The following is a 21,531-nucleotide window of genomic DNA, read 5'->3' as shown; positions in this document are numbered from 1 at the left end:
TGTTAAAAAATCATTTTGACTAACTATTTCCAACAGTACAAACCTTTCTTGTTATTTCTTGGCAAATTCTTTTTGTCATACTTGCTGTTGACTGTTGTGTATTGGTTGTATTTGGCATCTGTCGATGAGGTGAAAATGGATGGGGTAACCAAGTTGGTAGCTCGCCAAACCGAATGGGTGTTAAAAGGAATTGATGCTGAAGCTTCGGTTGTTGAAGATAAACCCCATAACTATGCTCAAATCATATACCAAGGGAAATATGTCGCCCGGATCGTCGAAGGTTGTAATGCCATTAGTGTCATTATTCTATTCGTGGCCTTCATAATCGCTTTTTCCGGTAGACTAAAACCTACCGTTTTGTTTTTACTAGGGGGGAGTCTTTTGGTGTACTTTCTCAATATTTTCAGAATCGTCCTCTTGACGGTATTGGTGTACCATTTTCCAGAACAGGAACATTTTCTGCATGGGGTTATTTTTCCATTGATTATCTATGGTGTGGTTTTTTTATTATGGCTTTTTTGGGTGAATAATTATTCTGCGTATGCTTCAGGGAAATCAAAATAGAAGATGGCAAATCGCCTTGAGTTTTTTCTTGGTCGGACTATTGGTAGCTGTTAGGGCTTTTGAAAATGTTTTGTTTTATGATCCTTTCATCGCTTATTTCAAATCGGAATACAACGCCTTACCTTATCCCGATTACAAAGTTGGACAGCTTTTCCTGCACTGGGTTTTCAGATATGTACTCAATGCGGGTATTTCATTAGCCATTCTTTATGTGCTGTTTAAAGATACTTCCATAGTAAGATTTTCCTCGATTCTTTTTATGCTGTTCCTTGTATTACTTCTTGTTGGAATGTTTTTTCTATTGTTTTACGGAAGTGAAAACCATAAAATGACCTTGTTTTACGTGAGGCGTTTCCTTATTCAGCCTCTTTTTTTAGTAGTATTTATCCCTGCCTTCTTTTATCAGAAAAAAACTTCATAAATATTGCGTAACTTTATTGTAATTAGTTGGTTACAAAATGAAAGTGGTAAAGCATTCCGGAGAAGTTGTCGATTTTGAGAAAGTAAAACTCGAAAGGTCTTTGTTGAAAGCAGGTGCCGATCAACCTACCATTCAAAGTATATTGAAAAATCTAGCTACTCATCTCTACGATGGAATGACTACTCAACAAATTTACAAACTGGCTTTTGACAGATTGAAAGAGGAATCAAGTGCCAAAGCGGCCCGTTACAATTTGAGAGCTTCTTTTGAGCTTCTGGGGCCTGCAGGTTTTTATTTTGAAAAGTATATCTCCCATCTTTTTAGAGTATTAGGGTATGCTACTAGAATGAATCTGAATCTGCATGGGAAATGTATAGAGCATGAAGTCGACCTGGTAATTAAGAAAGACAACAAGCTTACGATGGTAGAGTGTAAATTTCATGCCAACCGGGATATTGTTTCCGATGTCAAAGTGCCAATGTACACCCTTTCTCGGTTTAACGATCTCAAAGAGCGGTCGCATTCCATTTTTGAGCAAGAGGAACACATCAATGTCTGCTTAATCGCTACCAATAACCGGTTTTCTGAAGATGCCATTCAGTTTGCCGAATGCGCTGGACTCCAATTGTTGAGTTGGAGTTATCCTAGTGGGAATAATTTGCATGCTCTGATTGATAAGACGGGGCTGTATCCTATTACTTGCCTGACGACTATGTCACGTAACGAAAAGGAACAGTTGCTTTCACTGGATGTGATAGTGGCCAACCAATTGAAAACAACAAGTGATGATTTAAATCACATCGGACTGAGTGCCAAACGAATTAAGAATATTCTACAAGAGGTTTCTGAATTATGTACATAAAAGTAGTGCTATGAAAATACAATTTTTTGGAGGTGTAGGAACCGTAACGGGTTCTAAAACACTAATCGAATCCAATGGGATACGGATTTTAGTCGACTGTGGCTTGTTTCAAGGAGTAAGAGAAATTCGTAATCTCAATTGGCAACCGCTTGAAGTATTGCCCTCATCCATCGATTATGTGCTACTCACACACGGTCATTTGGATCATTGTGGTTGGTTGCCCAGATTGATTCATCAGGGTTTTGAAGGGAAGATTTATTGTACCGGTCCCACAAAAGCGATTTCAAGAATTATTTTATTAGACTCAGCAAAAATCCAAGAAGAAGAAGCAGAAAAAGCCAATCAGGAACAATATTCCAAGCACAATCCTGCTGAACCGCTCTATACTGTGGAACAAGCAGAACGCGTTGTGCCTTTCTTTAGGGTTATTCCATTGGATAAAGAATTTGATCTCGATGCCGAAATTTCCGCTAGGTATTTTTATGCAGGACATATCTTGGGTGCCTGCTCCATCGCATTGAAACTGGAAGGTAAAACCTTGGTTTTTTCTGGGGATGTTGGCAGAGATAACGATGATTTACTTTTTGCACCCGTCAAACCCCAAAATGCCGATTATGTTTTTCTGGAAAGTACTTACGGCGATCGCCTGCATCCGGATAACAATCCAATGGAAGATTTGGAATTGTGTATTAACGAAACATTTGCCATGGGCGGAAATGTCATTATTCCAAGTTTTGCTGTTGAAAGAGCACAGACCATTATGTATCTTATTTGGAAATTAAAGCAACAGGGTAGAATACCCGAAATGCCCTATATTATTGATACGCCAATGGGAATAAAGGTGATTGACTTGTTTACGGAAAACAAAACATGGCACAAGTTGAAACTGGAGGATTGTGAAGCCATGTGTGATATGTTTCAAATGATTACCAATTACGAGGAAACCATCGAAACCATTTATGATGATCAACCTAAAGTGATTATTGCTGCCAGCGGAATGGTTACTGGTGGTAGAGTTTTAAGTTATTTGGAACGGTATATTGTTGATAGTAAAAATACGGTGGTTATCGTGGGTTACCAAGCCGAAGGAACTCGTGGGCGTCAGTTGATTGAAGGAGCGAAAGAAATAAAAATATATGGTAATTACTACGCTGTCCGAGCTAGAATAACTGAAATTGAAGGGTTGTCGGCCCATTGCGATCAGGAAGATTTATTGCAATGGCTTTCTGAAATTGAACCCAAACCAGAAAAAATATTCTTGGTTCATGGTGAAACAAATGCATTACTAGCTCTAAAAACAAAAGTGGAAGAGAAGTACGATGTCTTTTGCGAAATACCTTATATCGGACAAGTTTTTGAAATCAATTGACAAGATTTTTTCATTCAAATTAAATCACTTTTACTTCATATAGGCTAGCGGCTGTTGTGCAACTTCATGCTGTGGTTTCTAATGTTTCTCCCCACATTGTATGCTACGGAAAATGTCTATTGTTGTTCCATGAATGGCATTTTCTTATCCAATATTTTCTTGAACGATTTTTCGTTTCGATTAGTTATTGCCCAATCATTAGTTTATGTTTTAATTATTTATAACCACTTTTTATGTTGGTAATAGCATGTTGGCTCTTTCTTGAAATGTAAATTGCTTTTATATGTTTTTTTTATTTTTATTATTGATAATTAATGAGTTGTGATTTTTATTTTGTGCATTTTTTTATAAAATCATGTTTTTGTGATTTTCAAATGACAATTTAAAAAATGAATTTTGACTCACTGTTCTCACTTGTTCGGCTTCTGAAGAATTTTGAAAGAAAACAAAAAGACAGTAGTCAGAAATTCCATTGACTTAAAATGTTGGAAAAGTAATAAGTTAAAATTTTTTAATAATGAAATCAATCGAAAACTTCAAAAACAATGAGTTAAGCAAAATTGCAAAGGCTATGGTTAAAGGTGCTGGTGAAACAAGAACTGCCTGCAGACCTATTTATGGTACGTTTTACGTACGTGTTTATACTTATAATGATGTCAATGGTGATGGAAAATTAGGTGCTGGTGATCAAATATTATCAGAGGAAGTTTCATTAACCTGTGTTGCTACTCAATTGGAATAAAAGATATTTAAAATCCAATTTGATCATCGCAGTAGAATGAATGTCAAAACCCAATTGACTTAAAAATATTTGGGAATCCTAATTTTAATTGTAATACATATGAAAGCTATTGAAAATTTTAAATCACAAAGCTTAAAACAATCAGAAATGACTTGTATTAGAGGCGGAGAAACTAGAAGGCATTATCAAGAATACCGCCCAGGAGACGGGTATACTTATGTAACGGTTATTTATTACACCGATGTGGATGGAGACGGGACTTTAAGCTCGGGTGACAAGATTACAACTACCATGCAGTTTAGAAGACAAATCCAAATCAGTAATGAAGCTGTTTAATAATTAATGCAAGTAAGATGAAAAGGATAACTGATTTAAAAAATCACGGGTTAAACGATAAGGAGTTGACCTCAATTTGTGGTGGCGCAGTTCGAAATGTACAAGTAACTACATCAAGATTTGGTAATACGATTACGGCCGTTTTTTATGACGATGCGAACGGTAATGGTAGGCTAGATAATAACGAAGCTGTTCTTGATATTCAACGATATGAAGTACATGCCAAATAGAGTTTGAACAAAAAAATAAAAAGGAGGTTGCTGAAAAGGCAACCTTTTTTGTGTAGTTTCTACTTGACTGTGGTAAGATGTTAGAAACCTTTAGCAGTTTTGGTAAAAAGTGATTTAGGATTAAATGTTGCGAATACGGAGCAAATCAATTAACAAGATTTTATAATTGATTTTCTAAAAAATGCCTACTTTTGGTCCCAGTTAGCAACATGAAAATAAAAAAACACATAGTATTTCTATTGTCATTTCTGATATTGGTTTCCAATGTTGGAATGGCTTTCAGTGTGCATTATTGTGAAGGAAAGATTTCTGGTGTTTCTTTTAGTTATAAAACCGAAGAACTTTGTGTAGAACAGAAAGTTGAAGTTAATAAAGCATGTTGCGGACAAGAAAATAGCCATAAGGCATGTTGTAAAAACAGTAAAGTTGAAATCGAAAAAACAACTACTGAAAATGTTTTAGTCAAAACCTTTCATTTGGATTTGGCAACTTTTGCAGGTTTCGATTTCTGGAATTCTTCTCCCTATTTTTCTACTGATGAAGTCGTAGAGAAAAGTGAAAACCCTTCGTTTTACTGTGACACGAACGCTCCGCCTTTATACCAATTATACTCCCAGTACATTTTCTACGCGTGATTGATGTTTTTTAATCGGATTTGATTTTATAAACATTTAATTACTAATACAATGAAAAATATATTTATGTTTTTTGTTGTTTTTCTATCTCTACATGCTTCTGCACAAACGCAGGATACTTTACAGACTGTAAAGGTTGAAGCCAAAAGAGCGAAAACACAAAAATCATTACTAAAAGCAACAAATACTACTGTCTTATCCAGTAAAGAATTATTAAAAGCAGCTTGCTGTAACTTGGCAGAAAGTTTCGAAACCAATCCGTCTATTGATGTCAATTTCTCGGATGCTTTAACGGGAACGAAGCAAATTAAAATGCTGGGACTAACTAGTCCGTATTTATTGATAGCGGAAGAAAATATCCCATCAGTACGTGGTGCTTCACAAGCTTTTGGATTGTCTTTTACACCCGGAACATGGGTGGAAAGCATTCAGATTACCAAAGGTGCGGGGAGTGTTATTAATGGTTTTGAGAGTATTTCCGGTCAAATCAACACCGAATTGCTTAAGCCAGCTAAAGAAATCCCTTTCTTCTTGAATACCTACGGTTCTACCGATGCGCGTTTCGAATTGAATACGCACCTTACACAAAAAATAGATAGTTTGTGGTCTACTAGTTTGTTGGTTCACGGCAATATGCGTGTGGCTAAAAACGATATGAATGATGATGGATTTCTTGATAATCCATTGGGAAATCAAATAAATGTTATGAATCGCTGGCAGTACGCTAATCCAGAAAAAGGATGGGTGAGCTTTTTAAATTTCAGATATATGAACGATGAAAAGCAAACTGGTCAGATAGATTTTGATCCGAATGTGCATAAATTGACTACAACCTATTGGGGTTCTGAAATCAATACCGAGCGTTTCGATTTTTCTTCTAAATTAGGCTATGTATGGAAGGATATGCCCTACCAAAGTATCGGATTTCAAAATGCCTATACTTCACATAGCCAACAATCGTATTTTGGTTTACGAACGTATGATATAAAGCAAAAAAGCTGGTATTCTAATCTGATTTTCAATTCGATTATCAATAATACCATGCATAAATTTTCAACTGGATTGAATTTTGCTTTTGATGACTATCAGGAGTTTGTAAACACTGATGATGTGAGCCGAAGAGACAACTCTTTAGGTGCGTTTTTTGAATATACATATGATGATGGGGATAAATTCAGTATGATTTTAGGCGGCCGAATGGACTATCATAATCGATTGGGAGTATTTGCAACACCAAGATTGCATACGCGTTACAATCCGTGGGAAGGTGCTGTTATTCGTTTTTCGGCAGGTAGAGGAAAGCGTTCGGCTAATATCTTTGCTGAAAATCAACAATTGTTCGGTAGCTCTAGAAGTTTTAATGTACTAGATAATGGAGGTAAAATTTACGGATTGGATCCCGAAATTGCCTGGAATTATGGATTTGGTTTCTTGCAGAAATTTGACTTGTTCGGAATGAAATCGGATGCTTCGGTGGATTTTTACCGTACCGACTTCCAAAATCAAGTGGTTGTAGACTTGTTTCAAGGAAGCGGTCAAGTAGATTTCTACAACCTGAAAGGGAAATCTTTCGCAAATAGTTTGCAGGTTGAATTCAATACTGAAATTATCAAACACTTGAATTTCCGTTCGGCGTATAAATACTATGATATCAAAACGGATTACAATTCGGGTAGTTTTCAGAGACCATTACAGGCAAAGCATCGTTTTTTTACTAATTTAGAGTTTGAAACGCATATCAAAGAAAAAGGGCAGCAATGGAGGTTTGATTATACGCTGAACTGGCTTGGAAAACAACAATTGCCAAATACTGAAGGTCAGTTGCCGTCAGTTTCTCCTTCTTTTATAGTGATGAATTCACAAATAACCCGTACTTTTTCATCCACTTTTGAAATGTATGTTGGTGCTGAGAATTTAGGAAATTATAAGCAAGGAAAAGCAATTGTAGGTGCAGATGCTCCTTTTGGAACAAATTTTGATACGTCTGTTGTATATGCGCCGGTTTTTGGAAAAATGTTCTATGCCGGACTGCGTTTTAAAGTAAAATAATAAAAAAGAAACATATGAAGAATCTAGTTTTGATGGTGATGCTTATGATTGGATTAACAACATTGGCTCAGGAAAAAAAGAATAAAAATGCCAAGTATAATGTTGAGGTCAATGGTAATTGTGAAATGTGTAAGAAACGTATCGAAAAAGCTGCATTTTCGGTTAGTGGCGTGAAAAGCGCAGTTTGGCATGCTGATGACACAACTTTGCATTTAATTCTGAATGAGGAAAAGTGCAATATGAAAGAGGTGGAAAAAGCCATTGCAAAAGCAGGTCACGATACCAAAAATGTAAAAGCCACAGATGCTGATTATGAAAAACTTCACGCCTGCTGTCAATACGAAAGAGTGAAATAATACAATGAAGCCTTGATCTTGAATCAAGGCTTTTTTCTTGATAAGAAAATGTTAAGTCTTTTGATATTTGATATTAAAGTGATATTTTCGCCTCATGAAATTTTTTACCAAAATAGTATTAGTGGTTTTTATACTGTTTCAGTTTTCTTCGATTGTCGTTTGTATAATCAATGAGAAAAATGATGCGGCGTTTACTTTTAATATTACGGAGGAAGAAGAACAACATAAAAACACCAAAGAAGTGAAAGCCGAAGTTGTGTTTGAAAAGAATGTTTTTCAAGATTTCATTTTTAAAGAGACTACTCAAAACAATTTTGAAGAATATTTATTGAAAGATTATTCTTCTGATTCACTATCATTCTTTCCTCCTCCCGAACAAGTTTAAACTAATAGTTCTTCGGAAAAGTTCCGGAGCAAAATATTGTTTTAAAAATTGTTTAGGGTTATGACAAAAAAAGTAAATATTTTTGGAAGCCTTAGTTCAGACATTCCTGCTGGATTAGTGGTTTTTTTAGTAGCGTTGCCTTTGTGTTTAGGTATCGCTTTGGCATCGGGTGCTCCGTTGTTTTCTGGGATTATTTCCGGAGTAGTAGGTGGAATTGTGGTTGGTTCATTGAGTAAATCACATATTTCCGTTTCAGGTCCCGCAGCGGGATTAACCGCAATTGTGTTGACAGCAATTACCTCATTAGGAAGTTTTGAAGCTTTCTTGTTGGCGGTCTTGATTGCTGGTATCTTTCAAATTGTTTTGGGTTTTATTAAAGCCGGCACAATTTCCAACTATTTTCCTAATAATGTAATTGAAGGGATGTTGGCAGGTATCGGTATCATTATTTTCTTGAAACAAATTCCACATGCAGTAGGGTATGATAAGGATTACGAAGGAGATTTTTCTTTTTTGCAGCCCGATGGTGAAAATACATTTTCAGAACTGTTTTCTGTAGTTGGGAACATTCATCCTGGAGCTGTAATTGTTGCTTTGGTGTCGTTATGTATCTTAATCGGATGGACAAAAGTTCCTTTTCTACGCGATTTAAAATTAGTTCCGGCAGCTCTAGTTGCTGTAGTGGCTGGTGTTACGATTAATCAGATTTTTATCAGTTCGGGAAGTTCTTTAGCCATTTCCGGTGATCATTTGGTAAGTTTGCCTGTTCCAAAAACATTTGATGAATTCAAACAAAGTTTCCTTTTCCCTGATTTTTCGCATATTGGTAATAAAGAAGTGTGGATTGTTGCGATAACGATTGCTGTAGTGGCATCTATTGAAACGCTTTTGTGTATTGAGGCAGCAGACCGCATGGATGTGCACAAACGATATACCGATACCAATATCGAATTGAAAGCGCAAGGAGTTGGAAATATTATTAGCTCCCTTTTAGGTGGTTTACCGATGACTTCAGTAGTGGTTAGAACTTCTGCCAATGCAAATGCCGGTGCGCAAACAAAAATGGCGGCAATTACACATGGTATTTTGCTCCTTGTGAGTGCGGTTTCTATACCATTCCTTTTGAATAAAATTCCATTGGCTACATTAGCTGCTGTATTACTTTTAGTAGGTTATAAATTGGCTGTGCCTAATATTAAGCATTTTGCTAAATTTATGCCAACAAGTATCAATGTCTTAATCTTATCCCTAATTGGTTTGAAAGTAGCTTATGATAATACTGAGTTCACCTCGATTACTTGGGGTGTTGTTGCTTTACTTTTAGTGTTACAAATAGGAAACATAGTAAATCGCTGGATGAATAATCCGGATTTCAAGAAAACAATTTTAAGAAATCAATATTTGTATTTTCCTTTTTTTGCCACAACTATTGCAGTTGTATTTACTGATTTGTTAAAAGGAGTTGCCTTGGGTTTAATCATCAGTGTGATTTTTATTCTGAAAGGGAATATGCAACGAGCGTATAATTTCAGAAAGCAAGAATATCAGGATGGAGATGTAATTCATATCGATTTGGCTCAAGAGGTTTCCTTTCTAAATAAAGCGGCAATCAAGGCTACTTTGTCTTCAATTCCTGAAAATTCAAAAGTTGTAATCAATGCTTCGGATACAGTATATATTGCACACGATGTGTTGGATTTGATTAAAGAATTCAAAAAAATTAGAGCAAAAGAAGAAAATATCAAGGTGAAACTGGTAGGTTTTAAGAAAGCCTATGAGTTAGAAAATACCGGAGAAGAAGAAAAACACATTTACGTAGAACACACAACAAAATAATAATTATGAGAACTTTAAATAAAGAATTACAATCACAAATAACACCAAAAAAAGCATTAGAATTATTAAAAGAAGGGAACAGCCGATTTGTTAATAATCTGAAATTGCACCGTGATTTATTGGAGCAAGTAAATGATACAAGCGAAGGACAGTGGCCGTTTGCGACGATTTTGAGTTGTATCGACAGCCGTACATCTGCAGAATTGATTTTTGACCAGGGATTGGGAGATGTTTTCTCTATTCGTATTGCAGGTAATGTTGTTAATACGGATATTCTAGGAAGTATGGAATTTGCATGTAAAGTAGCTGGATCAAAACTGATTGTAGTTTTAGGTCATACAAAATGTGGTGCAGTAAAAGGGGCGTGTGATCATGTTGAAATGGGTAACTTGACAGAACTTTTATCAAAATTGCAACCAGCAGTTTACGAAGAGCAAACTACAAAAGAGGAAAGAACTTCAAAAAATGCAGAATTCGTTGAAAACGTTGCAGAGATCAATGTGAAAAGAATGGTAAAATCAGTTTTGCAACGTAGCCATATTTTAGCTGAAATGATTGAAAATGGAGAGATTGGAATTATCGGAGCGATGTATAACGTTGAAACCGGAGAAGTTCAATTCTATAATGATAGCGAATTCGTAAAAGCTTAATCAATATTGATTAACTTTCACCTTAGTAATGGAATAATTACTAATTTAATTTTGTTTAAAAACATAACATGAGCGATTTTTATAAAAGGATACTGGACAATAATAAAAAGTGGGTAGAAGAGAAGTTAGGGCAAGATCCTAACTTTTTCGAAGATTTGTCTAAAGGACAAAATCCACCACTTCTATGGATAGGCTGCTCAGACAGTCGGGTTCCAGCGAACGAAATCACCGGGACGAAATCAGGTGAGGTTTTTGTTCACCGTAATATCGCTAACATGGTTATTCATAGCGATATGAATATGTTGAGTGTGTTGGACTATGCCGTAAACGTGTTAAAAGTAAAACATGTAATTGTATGTGGTCACTATGGTTGTGGTGGAGTAAAGGCAGCCATGGGAAACAGTTCGTATGGTATAATTGATAACTGGATCAGACATATTAAAGATATTTATCGATTGAATAAAGACAAGCTGGTGGTGATTGAAGATGAAGAAGAGCGTTTTAATAAATTTGTTGAACTCAATACAAAGGAACAAGTACTCAATTTGGCCAAAACATCTATCGTTCAAAATGCTTGGAAAAACGGTCAAGAATTGTTTTTGCACGGGTGGGTTTATGGACTAAATTCGGGTTATGTTACCGATTTGGATGTGAACTTTTCCAGTAATGAAGATTTACACGAATTATATCAGTTAGATATTTAAGATTAATTTAATAACTAAAAATTTAGGCGATTGTGCTATTTGTAGTACCTTCGCCTTTTTTATAAATATTTATTTTTACCGAATGGAAGATTTCAATTGGTTGCAGTTACTAAATCCAGAATTCTATATTTTATTGGAATTTGGAGGAATTAAAATAGGTTTGCTTGTTGTTTTGTTTATTGTTTTTGCTGAAACAGGATTGTTGGCAGGTTTCTTCCTTCCTGGAGATAGTTTGTTGTTTCTTGCAGGAATTTATAGTGAAACATTAATGCAGCAAATTTCATTAGGGAATGATTTTCTTAATGTTACTGTTTTTGCATCTTTGGTATCGCTAATGGGAATCTTAGGAAATATGACTGGTTATTGGTTTGGAGCCAAAAGCGGTAGCTACCTATACAATCAAAAAGATACTTTTTTCTTCAAAAAGAAATACCTATACCAAGCCAAAGACTTTTTTGAAAAATACGGAAACAGAGCGATTGTTTTTGCACGTTTCTTGCCTATCGTACGAACTTTTGCTCCGATAGTAGCTGGAATTGTTTCTATGGACAAAAAGAAATTTATGTATTACAATATTCTTGGTTCTTTTTTGTGGTCTTTTTCCATGATTTTTGCCGGTCATTATCTACACGCTTTCTTTTTGAATGCTTATGGAATCGATTTAAAACATTATATCGAGTTTATTGTTATAGGAATTGTAGCCTTTACAACGCTTCCGGTTCTTTGGAAGCTTTTTAAGAAAAGAGTGCATATTGAGTAATTCATAAGAAATATTTTTTTTAGTTTTGTTGCCTCAAAATAAAGATGTTGTATACCAGTAAATATAGAGCCTTGAATTGTTCGAAGAGATTATTCTCTTTGATGGCTGCATTGTTGTTGGTTTTCAACATGTCGGGAAAAGGTTTCATAGGTGATACCCAACCCGAAAAAGGTAAACCATTCTCTTTTGTTCATAAAGTTTCTGTAGGAACTAAGGTTTATCAAATCAATTCAATACCTGATGAAGTTCAGGAAGATTTATCCGAAATCGAATTAGACGATTTCGAGTTTTTGACCTTTGAAAACTTTTCAATACAAGGTCCAGCTCTTAATTTGGAAGAAACGGAGCTCTCCGTAGTACATCAATTCCATAGAATCACCAAACTTCCACTGTATGCGCTGTTCTGCAAGTGGAAATTCCATCTTATTTAATGCATTCTTGGCTGTCAATCAGTCCTGAAAGTGCTTACTAAACTGAATTTATTTTGTAGTAAATTGTTTGCATGTTGGACAAAATGTAGTTTTTGCTGAATTACTGCATTATTGGTCTGGATGTTTGCTATTTTTTGCTTTTTCGAAAGTGATGGGTTCGTCTGAGAATACATCTTCAGTTGCTAAGCCTTATTTGTATCCGTTTTTCTACTACAGAAAATGGGCTACTTTTTTTACCTAAAATTATTTTAATCTATTTATTATTAACTAGTTATGGCAAGAAAGTTTTTATTGCTTGCTGGTTTGTTGACATTGTTGTTGAATGCAAGCTGCGAATCTAAAAAAGAAGAAAAAGAAGAGAAAACACACTTTTTAGTTACTACACCAGTAAAAAAAGATACTATTATTACAAAAGATTATGTGTGTCAGATACATGCTTCCAATCATATTGAATTGAGAGCACAAGAAAGAGGTTATTTACAAAAGATATTTGTTGATGAAGGGCAGTTTGTACGCAAAGGACAACTGTTATTCCAAATCATGCCGAATTTATATCAGGCAGAGGTGCAAAAGGCTCAAGCGGAAGCCAATTTTGTTAAAATTGAATACCAAAATACCAAAAAATTAGCGGACAAAAATGTTGTTTCTCCTAATGAATTAGCTATGGCTAAGGCAAAATTAGATAAGGCTAATGCTGAATTGGCTTTAATGAAAGTGCATTTGCAATTCACAGAAATAAGAGCGCCTTTTGATGGTATCGTGGATAAGTTTCACGTCCGATTGGGAAGTTTGCTGGAAGAAGGTGATCTTCTAACCAATTTATCGGATAACAGTAAAATGTGGGTGTATTTCAATGTGCCAGAATCTGAATATTTGGACTATAAATCGAAAGCGAGCTACGGTAAATCGAAAGTGAATCTAATTATGGCCAATAATGAGCCGTTTGCTTATCACGGAATTGTTGAGACTATTGAAGCTGATTTTAACAATGAAACCGGAAACATCGCTTTCAGAGCTACATTTCCCAATCCGAAGGGGTTGTTACGACATGGTGAAACCGGTAATGTTCAAACCACCATTCCTCTAAAAAACGCCCTGTTGATTCCACAGAAAGCTACTTTTGAAGTATTGGAAAAGAAATACGTTTATGTGATTGATAAAAACAATGAAGTAAAATCCAGAGCAATTACCATTGCAGCCGAATTGCCACATATTTTTGCTATTAATAGTGGTTTGACTCTAGGAGATAAAATTCTTTTAGAAGGCTTACGCCAAGTGAAAGAAAACGAAAAAATAGAGTATAAAATAGAGAATGCGGCTCATGTACTTTCTCATTTGGAATTGTATGCTGAATAATTTAATAGAATAGAAAAAATGTTTAGCAAATTTATACAGAGACCCGTATTCGCGATTGTAATTTCAATCATGATACTTTTTGTGGGAACTTTGGCTATCAAACAAATGCCAATATCACAATTCCCTCAAATTGCCCCAACAACAGTAAACATATTTATTGCCTATCCAGGAGCTAGTGCCGATGTATTGGTCAAATCTACCTTGATTACCCTAGAAAACTCCATCAATGGGGTAGAAGGGATGCGTTACATTGCTACAGATGCTACTAGCGCCGGAGAGGCGACTCTACGTATTATTTTTGAACCCGGAACCGATCCGAATCAGGCGGTTGTTCGTGTTAAAACCAGGGTAGACCAAGTGATGCCATTATTGCCTGAATTGGTGCAGCGTGAAGGCGTTGTAATTACGCCTATTCAACCGAGTATGTTGATGTACGTGAATCTTTACTCCAAAGATAAAGGAATGGATGAAAAATTCTTGTATAACTACGCAAGTGTAAAGATGATTCCGGAGATAAACCGTCTAAAAGGGGTGGCACGTTCACAAATCTTAGGAAGTAGAACCTATGCGATGCGTGTTTGGTTGAACCCTGAACGTATGCGAGCTTATAATATTTCTGTTGATGAGGTAATGGAAGCTTTGGGCGAACAAAGTATTATCGGTCGTCCGGGACGAATCGGACAAAGCTCGGGTATCGCCGCACAATCTCTAGAATATGTTCTGACCTATAAAGGCCGTTATAGCGAACCTAAAGAATATGAAAATGTAATTATCCGAGCCAATTCAGATGGAGAAAGTATCCATTTGAAAGATATTGGTAAAGTAGAGCTGGGTAGTGAATTCTTTGATATTTACTCCAATTTGGATGGTCATCCTTCAGCTGCTATCGTATTAAAACAAAATTATGGAAGCAATGCTAGTGAAGTGATTGACGAAATCAAAGGTAAACTGGAAGAAATGAAAGCGTCGTTCCCTCCAGGAATGGATTACAAAATTAGCTATGATGTTTCTCAATTCTTAGATGCCTCAATAGACCAAGTTATCGATACTTTGCGAGATGCTTTTATTCTGGTGGCGCTAGTGGTGTTTGTCTTTTTAGGAGACTGGCGTTCCACATTGATTCCAATTTTGGCTGTTCCGGTTTCGCTTATTGGTGCCTTCTTTGTAATACAGTTTTTCGGACTTTCCATCAACTTGGTGACTCTCTTTGCGCTAGTGCTAGCCATAGGTATTGTCGTCGATGATGCCATCGTCGTCGTCGAGGCAGTGCATGCCAAATTTGAAGAGTTTCCGAATATCACCCCTTATCAAGCGGTTAAAAAAGTGTTAGGTGAAATTGCAGGTGCCGTTATTGCTATTACTGCGGTTATGGTTTCGGTTTTCTTACCAATATCGTTCATGTCTGGTCCAGTTGGAACTTTTTACCGTCAGTTCTCTATTACAATGGCAAGTTCCATAGTAATTTCAGCACTGATAGCACTTACCTTAACTCCGGTTTTGTGTGCCATGATGCTGAAAAATCATCACGGGCATCCTAAAAAACAGAATTTATTAACGAAATCTTTAGATCGTTTTAATCAAGCTTTTGATAAGCTTACTGGGAAATACGTGACTTTGTTAAAAGCTATTGTAAACAGAAGGGTACTTACTTTTGGTATCTTGGCGGTTTTCTGTGCCGGTATATTTGTTGAAAATCAAATTCTTCCTTCGGGATTTATACCAATCGAAGATCAAGGAACCATTTATGCAATCATTCAAACGCCCCCGGGTTCTACTTTGGAAACAACGAATCATGTTTCTCAGAAATTACAGAAAATCTGTGAAAAAGTGGACGGTGTAGAGTCGGTTTCGTCTTTAGCGGGCTATGAAATCATGACCGAAGGTCGTGGTTCGAATGCAGGTACATGTTTGATCAACTTAAAACCTTGGGACGAACGCAAGCATACGGTTAAAGAAATTATGGAAGAGTTGGAGGAGAAATCTCATGGACTGGGAGCTATTGTGGAATACTTCGAACCACCTGCAATTCCTGGATTCGGGGCATCTGGAGGTTTTTCAATGCGTTTGTTGGATAAAAATACCACTACCGATTATCAGGATTTCGATAAAGTGAATAAAAAATTCATGGAAGATCTAGGTAAGCGCAAGGAATTAACGGGATTGTTTACTTTCTTCGCCGCAAATTATCCGCAATACGAACTTGAAATTAATAATGAACTCGCAATGCAGAAAGGGGTTTCCATCGGGAAAGCCATGGAAAACTTGAATATTCTAATTGGTAGTACTTACGAACAAGGCTTTATTAAATACGGACGTTTCTTCAAGTTATATGTTCAATCCGATCCAAAATACCGAAGATTGCCAACGGATATTCTGAATCTTTATGTGAAAAATGATAAAGGGGAAATGGTGCCTTATTCTGCTTTTATGACACTTAAAAAAGGGCAGGGGCCAAATGAAATTACTCGCTACAATATGTATAATTCATCTGCTATTCAGGGATTGCCGGCTGAGGGTTATACTACTGCCGATGCGATTAAAGCTATTCGGGAAGTTGCAGAAGTTTCTTTGCCGAAAGGATACGATATAGCATGGGAAGGACTTTCCTATGATGAATCGAATAAAGGGAATGAGTCAATTTATATTTTCGGAATCGTTCTGTTGTTCGTGTATTTTGTTCTCGCAGCACAGTATGAAAGTTTTATTATCCCGTTATCCGTAATTTTTTCACTACCTGTGGGTGTTTTCGGTTCGTTCTTCTTGCTTCAAGCCATGGGACTGGAGAATAATATTTATGCCCAAATTGGACTCATTATGCTCGTCGGTTTGCTCGGTAAAAATGCCGTGCTTATTGTAGAGTTTGCTATACAGAAGCGGAATGAAGGGTTTTCTATTCAGGATGCGGCAATTGAAGGAGCTAAAGTTCGTTTTAGACCAATTTTGATGACATCGTTCGCTTTTATTGCTGGATTGATTCCGTTGATAATTGCTACAGGCGCAGGTGCTATTGGTAATAAAACCATTGGTGCAGCAGCTTTGGGCGGAATGCTTTTCGGAACAATTTTCGGTGTGGTCATTGTTCCAGGATTGTACTACATTTTTGGTTCTTTGGCCGATGGAAGAAAATTAATTAAAGATGAAGACGAAAGCTCTTTGTCGGATGAATTGGTTCATCTTATGGATGGTTTTAATACACATAATCAAACAACGGAAAAGAATGATGAAGTTAAATAAAAATCGCAGTTACAGATTTATTGTTGGAACCATTCTTTTTATAAGTATGGTAGGTTGTAAAACATTTTCAACTGTAGAACGAAAAGAAAATAAATCGGTTCCTGAAATGTTTGCCGGAACAACTAAAGACACAATGAATTCAGGCCGAATTTCTTGGAAAACGTTTTTCAAAGATCCTTATTTGCAAGCTTTAATAGATACAGCATTGAAAAACAATCAAGAGTTGAATATTACGATGCAGGAAATCGAAATCGCTAAAAATGAAATTAGAGCCCGAAAAGGAGAATACCTTCCAACTGTTGGATTAAGAGGCGGTGCTTCGGTAGACAAAGTAGCGCGTTTTACTAATATTGGTGCGATGGAAGCAACAACAGAAATTAAACCTGGTAAAGAAATGCCTGAGCCCTTGAAAGATTTTAATCTCGGAATATACACCAATTGGGAAATCGATATCTGGAAAAAATTACGCAATGGAAAAAAAGCGGCTGTCAACCGTTATCTTTCTTCTGTAGAAGGTAAAAATTTCATGGTGACCAATATGGTGGCTGAAATTGCCAATTCGTATTATGAATTATTGGCTTTGGATAACCAATTGCAAATTATTTATCAGAATATCGAAATTCAAAGCAATGCGTTGGAGATTGTTAAAATTCAAAAAGATGCAGCACGTGTTACTGAATTAGCGGTCCGAAAGTTTGAAGCTGAGGTATTAAAAACAAAAAGTCTGCAGTTTGAAGTGCAACAGAAAATCGTTGAAGCGGAAAACCGAATTAATTTCCTAATTGGCCGCTATCCACAGCACGTAGACAGAAGTTCGATGGTATTTACTGATATTATACCGGAAATGATTTATACTGGTATTCCTTCACAGTTGTTGGGTAACCGACCTGATATCAGACAGGCTGAATTTGAATTAGAAGCAAGCAAATTGGATGTGAAATCTGCTAAAGCGCGTTTTTATCCATCCTTAGGGATTTCAGCTGGAATTGGATATAAAGCTTTTGATCCTAATTATCTTTTCAAACCGGAATCGTTATTGTATTCTCTCGCAGGAGATTTAATGGCGCCTTTGATCAATAGGAATGCTATAAAAGCCAGTTATAATACTGCTAATGCGAAACAAATTCAAGCGGTTTATAAGTACGAACAAACTATTTTGAATGGGTATGTAGAAGTGGCGAATCAGGTTTCTAAAATTGACAATTTGAAGAAAAGCTATGATTTAAGATTCAAACAAGTGGAAGCATTGACGGCCTCGGTTGCAATCTCAAATGAGTTGTTCCGTTCTGCTAGGGCAGATTATATGGAAGTATTGTTAACTCAACGCGATGCATTGGAATCTAAATTTGATTTAGTGGAAACCAAGATGCAACAGTTGAATGCAATGGTTAGCATCTACAAAGCATTAGGTGGCGGTTGGAATTGATATAGTAGTTGGTTATTTACTTAGAAAGTTATTGTGCTTCGGCATAATAGCTTTCTTTTTCCAAAGTGAAAATGGTTTTGGGATGAGGTTTTTGTAAGCATGATGTTGATAAAAATTAGTAAAGGAAGTATATTTACAAACTTCTTGGAAATAGAATCAACTTTGGCATAATAAACGAGATTTAAATGTCATTGTTTTGGATTGTCTGTTGACTATCGAATGAATCCTTTTTTCAATTAATCAAATACCTTAATAGAATAAGAATATGCTAAAATTGAATCGCATCAAATCAATTTTCCTAATGGGAATACTAATTTTTGGATCAATCCAAAATAGTAATGGACAAATAAAAAATAGCAATACGAATATTTGGACACATTATGTTGGGAAAAATAATTTAACCAAGAAATTGTCTTTCACTTTTGAAGGCACATTGCGTTTTGCAAATGGATTTGAAGAAAAGCAGCAATGGTTTGTAAGACCATCGGTAGATTACCAATTTAGCAAATGGTTTACCGCAAGTATTGGGTTCAGTCATTATAATACATACTCCTATGGTGATCCGGCAATGAATAAAATCAGTATTCCTGAAGATCATGTATGGTTTCAGGGTACGGTTGTTCATAATTCAGGTGATTTTAAATTTACCCATCGTTTGCGTGATGAATTACGCTATGTAGGTGTGACTGTACAAGATCCTGTAACGGAAGAGTTTAGTGTTGATCGTTATGACTATCGTAACCGAATGCGTTATATGTTTTTGGTCAATTATCCAATAACAAAAGTAGATGGAAATACAAAGTTGTTTGCTATTTTAGGTGATGAGGTTTTTGTGAATCTAGGCTCGAATGCGGGGAAAACATTTTTGAATCAAAATAGAATTATTGGGGGATTTGGTTATTCAATCAATAAACAAAATCAGTTGCAACTTTCTTATATTCATCAGAATATATGGAATTACCCAAACACATTTCAGGAAAGTAATCCAACAGTAAGATTGTCTTACGTTACTAATTTTGATTGGTATAAAAAGAAAGACTAAAAGAAAACCCCGATTGTGAAATCGGGGTTTTTATTTTAAATTATATGTATGGGAAGATTTACATCATTCCTGGCATACCACCACCCATTGGCATTCCGCCTCCGGCATTCTCTTCTTTGATGTCGATTAAAGCACACTCTGTGGTTAAAATCATTCCAGAAACCGAAGCAGCGTTTTCTAAAGCCACACGTGTTACTTTCTTAGGGTCAATGATTCCAGCTTCCAACATGTCAACATACTCGTCTGTTTTTGCATTATAACCAAAGTTGTCTTTACCTTCAGTAACTTTAGCAACTACTACAGAGCCTTCCAAACCAGCATTTTCTACAATAGTTCTTAAAGGCGCTTCAATAGCACGAGCTACGATTTGAACTCCTGTTGCTTCATCAGCATTTTGTGTGTTAATGTTGGCTAAAGCTGTTTTTGCTCTTAATAAAGCAACACCACCACCAGCAACAATTCCTTCTTCTACCGCTGCGCGAGTCGCATGTAATGCGTCGTCCACACGGTCTTTTTTCTCCTTCATTTCCACTTCAGAAGCAGCACCAACATATAATACGGCTACACCACCAGCTAATTTTGCTAAACGTTCTTGTAGTTTTTCACGGTCGTATTCTGAAGTTGTTGACTCCATTTGTGCTTTGATTTGGTTCACACGATTTTTAATCATTTCGTTATCACCAGCTCCGTTTACAAGTGTAGTATTGTCTTTGTCAATAGATACTTTTTCAGCAGTTCCAAGCATTTCTAACGTTGCATTTTCCAAGTTGTATCCGCTTTCTTCAGAAATTACCGTACCGCCGGTTAAAATAGCAATATCTTCTAGCATTGCTTTTCTTCTGTCTCCAAAACCTGGAGCTTTCACAGCTGCAATTTTCAATGCACCGCGTAATTTGTTTACCACCAATGTAGATAATGCTTCACCATCAACGTCTTCAGCGATAATTAATAAAGGTTTTGATGATTGTGCAACGGGTTCAAGAATAGGTAGTAATTCTTTTAATGAAGATACTTTTTTGTCGTATAATAGAATGTAAGGTCTTTCTAATTCAACCTCCATTTTTTCTGTATTCGTTACAAAGTAAGGAGATAAATAACCTCTGTCGAATTGCATTCCTTCTACTACATCAACATAGGTATCTGTACCTTTTGCTTCTTCAACTGTTATAACGCCTTCTTTTCCTACTTTACCAAAAGCAGTTGCAATTAAATCTCCGATAACATCATCGTTGTTTGCAGAAATCGAAGCTACTTGTTTGATTTTGTCTGTAGAAGAACCAACTTCTTTTGCTTGTTTTCCTAAATCGGTTACAATTGCTTCCACCGCTTTGTCTATGCCTCGTTTTAAATCCATTGGATTGGCTCCGGCAGCAACGTTTTTTAAACCTTCTTTTACGATAGCTTGTGCTAAAACAGTTGCAGTAGTTGTACCATCACCTGCCAAATCATTGGTTTTAGAAGCTACTTCTTTCACCATTTGTGCTCCCATGTTTTCAAGAGCATCTTTCAATTCCACTTCTTTTGCTACAGAAACACCGTCTTTGGTTACTGTTGGTGCTCCGAATGATTTAGAAATGATTACGTTACGACCTTTAGGTCCTAATGTTACTTTAACCGCATTAGCTAATGCATCAACACCACGTTTTAAACCATCACGTGCTTCAATATCAAATTTTATATCTTTTGCCATTATTCTTGTTTTAATAATTAAAGTTTAAAAAGTTAAGAGTTTCAAATAATCAAGTTTAGATAATCGCAAGAATATCTTCTTCACGCATGATTAAATAATCTTTCCCTTCAAATTTCAGATCAGTTCCGGCATATTTTCCGTATAAAACAGTATCGCCAATTGCCACTGTCATTGGTTGGTCTTTTTTACCATTACCTACAGCAACCACTGTTCCTTTTTGAGGTTTTTCTTTTGCAGTATCCGGGATGATAATTCCAGAAGCTGTTTGCGTTTCAGCCGCAGCAGGTTCTACAATAACACGGTCTGAAAGTGGTCTAATATTTAATGCCATAATTATATGTATTTATGATTTATTATTTTCTATTTTTCGTTTTAGCCTCACTCAGTTGGCTATTGCCTTTAGACAGAAATTATGCCAAGGCTTAAAATCTGACAAATTTTCTAAATAAAAAT

General features: G+C 36.1%; 22 protein-coding genes. 20 read left to right on the top strand and 2 right to left on the bottom strand.

What is annotated here, in order from left to right:
* The first annotated feature begins 15 nt into the window (after positions 1-15).
* The 20 genes from xrtF to ACFO7M_RS11645 all read left to right on the top strand — a co-directional run bounded on the left by xrtF (position 16) and on the right by ACFO7M_RS11645 (position 19,388).
* Positions 16-564, top strand: coding sequence for an exosortase family protein XrtF (gene xrtF / locus ACFO7M_RS11740; RefSeq protein ID WP_379716328.1), 549 nt, complete (start codon positions 16-18; stop codon positions 562-564).
* Positions 542-985 (top strand): exosortase F system-associated membrane protein, encoded by a 444-nt coding sequence (locus tag ACFO7M_RS11735; RefSeq protein WP_379716325.1) that lies wholly within the window; start codon positions 542-544, stop codon positions 983-985. The genes xrtF and ACFO7M_RS11735 overlap by 23 nt, the downstream gene beginning before the upstream one ends.
* A gap of 37 nt (positions 986-1,022) precedes the next feature.
* Positions 1,023-1,847 (top strand): ATP cone domain-containing protein, encoded by an 825-nt coding sequence (locus ACFO7M_RS11730; RefSeq protein WP_379735810.1) that lies wholly within the window; start codon positions 1,023-1,025, stop codon positions 1,845-1,847.
* Positions 1,848-1,857: 10 nt separating this feature from the next.
* Complete coding sequence (locus ACFO7M_RS11725; RefSeq protein WP_379735808.1) at positions 1,858-3,216, top strand: MBL fold metallo-hydrolase RNA specificity domain-containing protein; 1,359 nt, start codon at positions 1,858-1,860, stop codon at positions 3,214-3,216.
* 517 nt (positions 3,217-3,733) lie between these two features.
* On the top strand, positions 3,734-3,958 hold the full coding sequence (locus ACFO7M_RS11720; protein WP_379716316.1) for a hypothetical protein: 225 nt from the start codon (positions 3,734-3,736) through the stop codon (positions 3,956-3,958).
* Between the two features lie 147 nt (positions 3,959-4,105).
* Positions 4,106-4,294, top strand: coding sequence for a hypothetical protein (locus ACFO7M_RS11715; RefSeq protein WP_379735807.1), 189 nt, complete (start codon positions 4,106-4,108; stop codon positions 4,292-4,294).
* Positions 4,295-4,311: 17 nt separating this feature from the next.
* Positions 4,312-4,524: a hypothetical protein gene (locus ACFO7M_RS11710; protein ID WP_379716310.1), complete on the top strand. Its 213-nt coding sequence runs from the start codon at positions 4,312-4,314 to the stop codon at positions 4,522-4,524.
* Positions 4,525-4,733: 209 nt separating this feature from the next.
* Positions 4,734-5,159 (top strand): HYC_CC_PP family protein, encoded by a 426-nt coding sequence (locus ACFO7M_RS11705; RefSeq protein WP_379735805.1) that lies wholly within the window; start codon positions 4,734-4,736, stop codon positions 5,157-5,159.
* 51 nt (positions 5,160-5,210) lie between these two features.
* The gene (locus ACFO7M_RS11700) at positions 5,211-7,208 is read left to right on the top strand and encodes a TonB-dependent receptor plug domain-containing protein (RefSeq protein WP_379735804.1); all 1,998 of its coding nucleotides are present in this window, start codon (positions 5,211-5,213) and stop codon (positions 7,206-7,208) included.
* 14 nt (positions 7,209-7,222) lie between these two features.
* Positions 7,223-7,564 (top strand): heavy-metal-associated domain-containing protein, encoded by a 342-nt coding sequence (locus tag ACFO7M_RS11695; protein ID WP_379716301.1) that lies wholly within the window; start codon positions 7,223-7,225, stop codon positions 7,562-7,564.
* Between the two features lie 94 nt (positions 7,565-7,658).
* Entirely contained in the window at positions 7,659-7,949 is a 291-nt protein-coding gene (locus ACFO7M_RS11690) for a hypothetical protein (RefSeq protein ID WP_379716298.1), read from the top strand.
* Between the two features lie 60 nt (positions 7,950-8,009).
* On the top strand, positions 8,010-9,785 hold the full coding sequence (locus tag ACFO7M_RS11685; RefSeq protein ID WP_379735802.1) for a SulP family inorganic anion transporter: 1,776 nt from the start codon (positions 8,010-8,012) through the stop codon (positions 9,783-9,785).
* A gap of 5 nt (positions 9,786-9,790) precedes the next feature.
* On the top strand, positions 9,791-10,435 hold the full coding sequence (locus tag ACFO7M_RS11680) for a carbonic anhydrase family protein (RefSeq protein WP_379716292.1): 645 nt from the start codon (positions 9,791-9,793) through the stop codon (positions 10,433-10,435).
* A gap of 68 nt (positions 10,436-10,503) precedes the next feature.
* Complete coding sequence (can, locus tag ACFO7M_RS11675) at positions 10,504-11,139, top strand: carbonate dehydratase (RefSeq protein WP_379735800.1); 636 nt, start codon at positions 10,504-10,506, stop codon at positions 11,137-11,139.
* Positions 11,140-11,221: 82 nt separating this feature from the next.
* On the top strand, positions 11,222-11,899 hold the full coding sequence (locus ACFO7M_RS11670; protein WP_379716286.1) for a DedA family protein: 678 nt from the start codon (positions 11,222-11,224) through the stop codon (positions 11,897-11,899).
* Positions 11,900-11,943: 44 nt separating this feature from the next.
* The gene (locus ACFO7M_RS11665; protein ID WP_379735798.1) at positions 11,944-12,330 is read left to right on the top strand and encodes a hypothetical protein; all 387 of its coding nucleotides are present in this window, start codon (positions 11,944-11,946) and stop codon (positions 12,328-12,330) included.
* A gap of 273 nt (positions 12,331-12,603) precedes the next feature.
* Positions 12,604-13,686, top strand: a complete 1,083-nt coding sequence (locus ACFO7M_RS11660; RefSeq protein ID WP_379735796.1) for an efflux RND transporter periplasmic adaptor subunit — start codon at positions 12,604-12,606, stop codon at positions 13,684-13,686.
* A gap of 18 nt (positions 13,687-13,704) precedes the next feature.
* Positions 13,705-16,920 carry an efflux RND transporter permease subunit gene (locus ACFO7M_RS11655; RefSeq protein WP_379735794.1) on the top strand — a complete coding sequence of 1,072 codons (3,216 nt, stop codon included), beginning with the start codon at positions 13,705-13,707 and terminating at the stop codon, positions 16,918-16,920.
* Positions 16,904-18,346: a TolC family protein gene (locus ACFO7M_RS11650; RefSeq protein WP_379735792.1), complete on the top strand. Its 1,443-nt coding sequence runs from the start codon at positions 16,904-16,906 to the stop codon at positions 18,344-18,346. The genes ACFO7M_RS11655 and ACFO7M_RS11650 overlap by 17 nt, the downstream gene beginning before the upstream one ends.
* A gap of 301 nt (positions 18,347-18,647) precedes the next feature.
* Complete coding sequence (locus ACFO7M_RS11645) at positions 18,648-19,388, top strand: DUF2490 domain-containing protein (protein WP_379735791.1); 741 nt, start codon at positions 18,648-18,650, stop codon at positions 19,386-19,388.
* Positions 19,389-19,446: 58 nt separating this feature from the next.
* On the opposite strand, the gene groL is transcribed toward ACFO7M_RS11645, so the two are convergent.
* Both groL and ACFO7M_RS11635 read right to left on the bottom strand, forming a co-directional pair.
* Positions 19,447-21,078 (bottom strand): chaperonin GroEL, encoded by a 1,632-nt coding sequence (groL, locus tag ACFO7M_RS11640; protein ID WP_379716264.1) that lies wholly within the window; start codon positions 21,076-21,078, stop codon positions 19,447-19,449.
* Between the two features lie 55 nt (positions 21,079-21,133).
* Positions 21,134-21,409, bottom strand: coding sequence for a co-chaperone GroES (locus tag ACFO7M_RS11635; protein ID WP_379716261.1), 276 nt, complete (start codon positions 21,407-21,409; stop codon positions 21,134-21,136).
* Positions 21,410-21,531 lie beyond the last annotated feature (122 nt).

Source organism: Flavobacterium sp. GCM10023249 (assembly GCF_042653365.1).
In the GTDB taxonomy this organism is placed as follows: domain Bacteria; phylum Bacteroidota; class Bacteroidia; order Flavobacteriales; family Flavobacteriaceae; genus Flavobacterium.
Note: the sequence above shows the minus strand (reverse complement) of the source record. Positions and strands in the feature narration are given on the sequence as shown.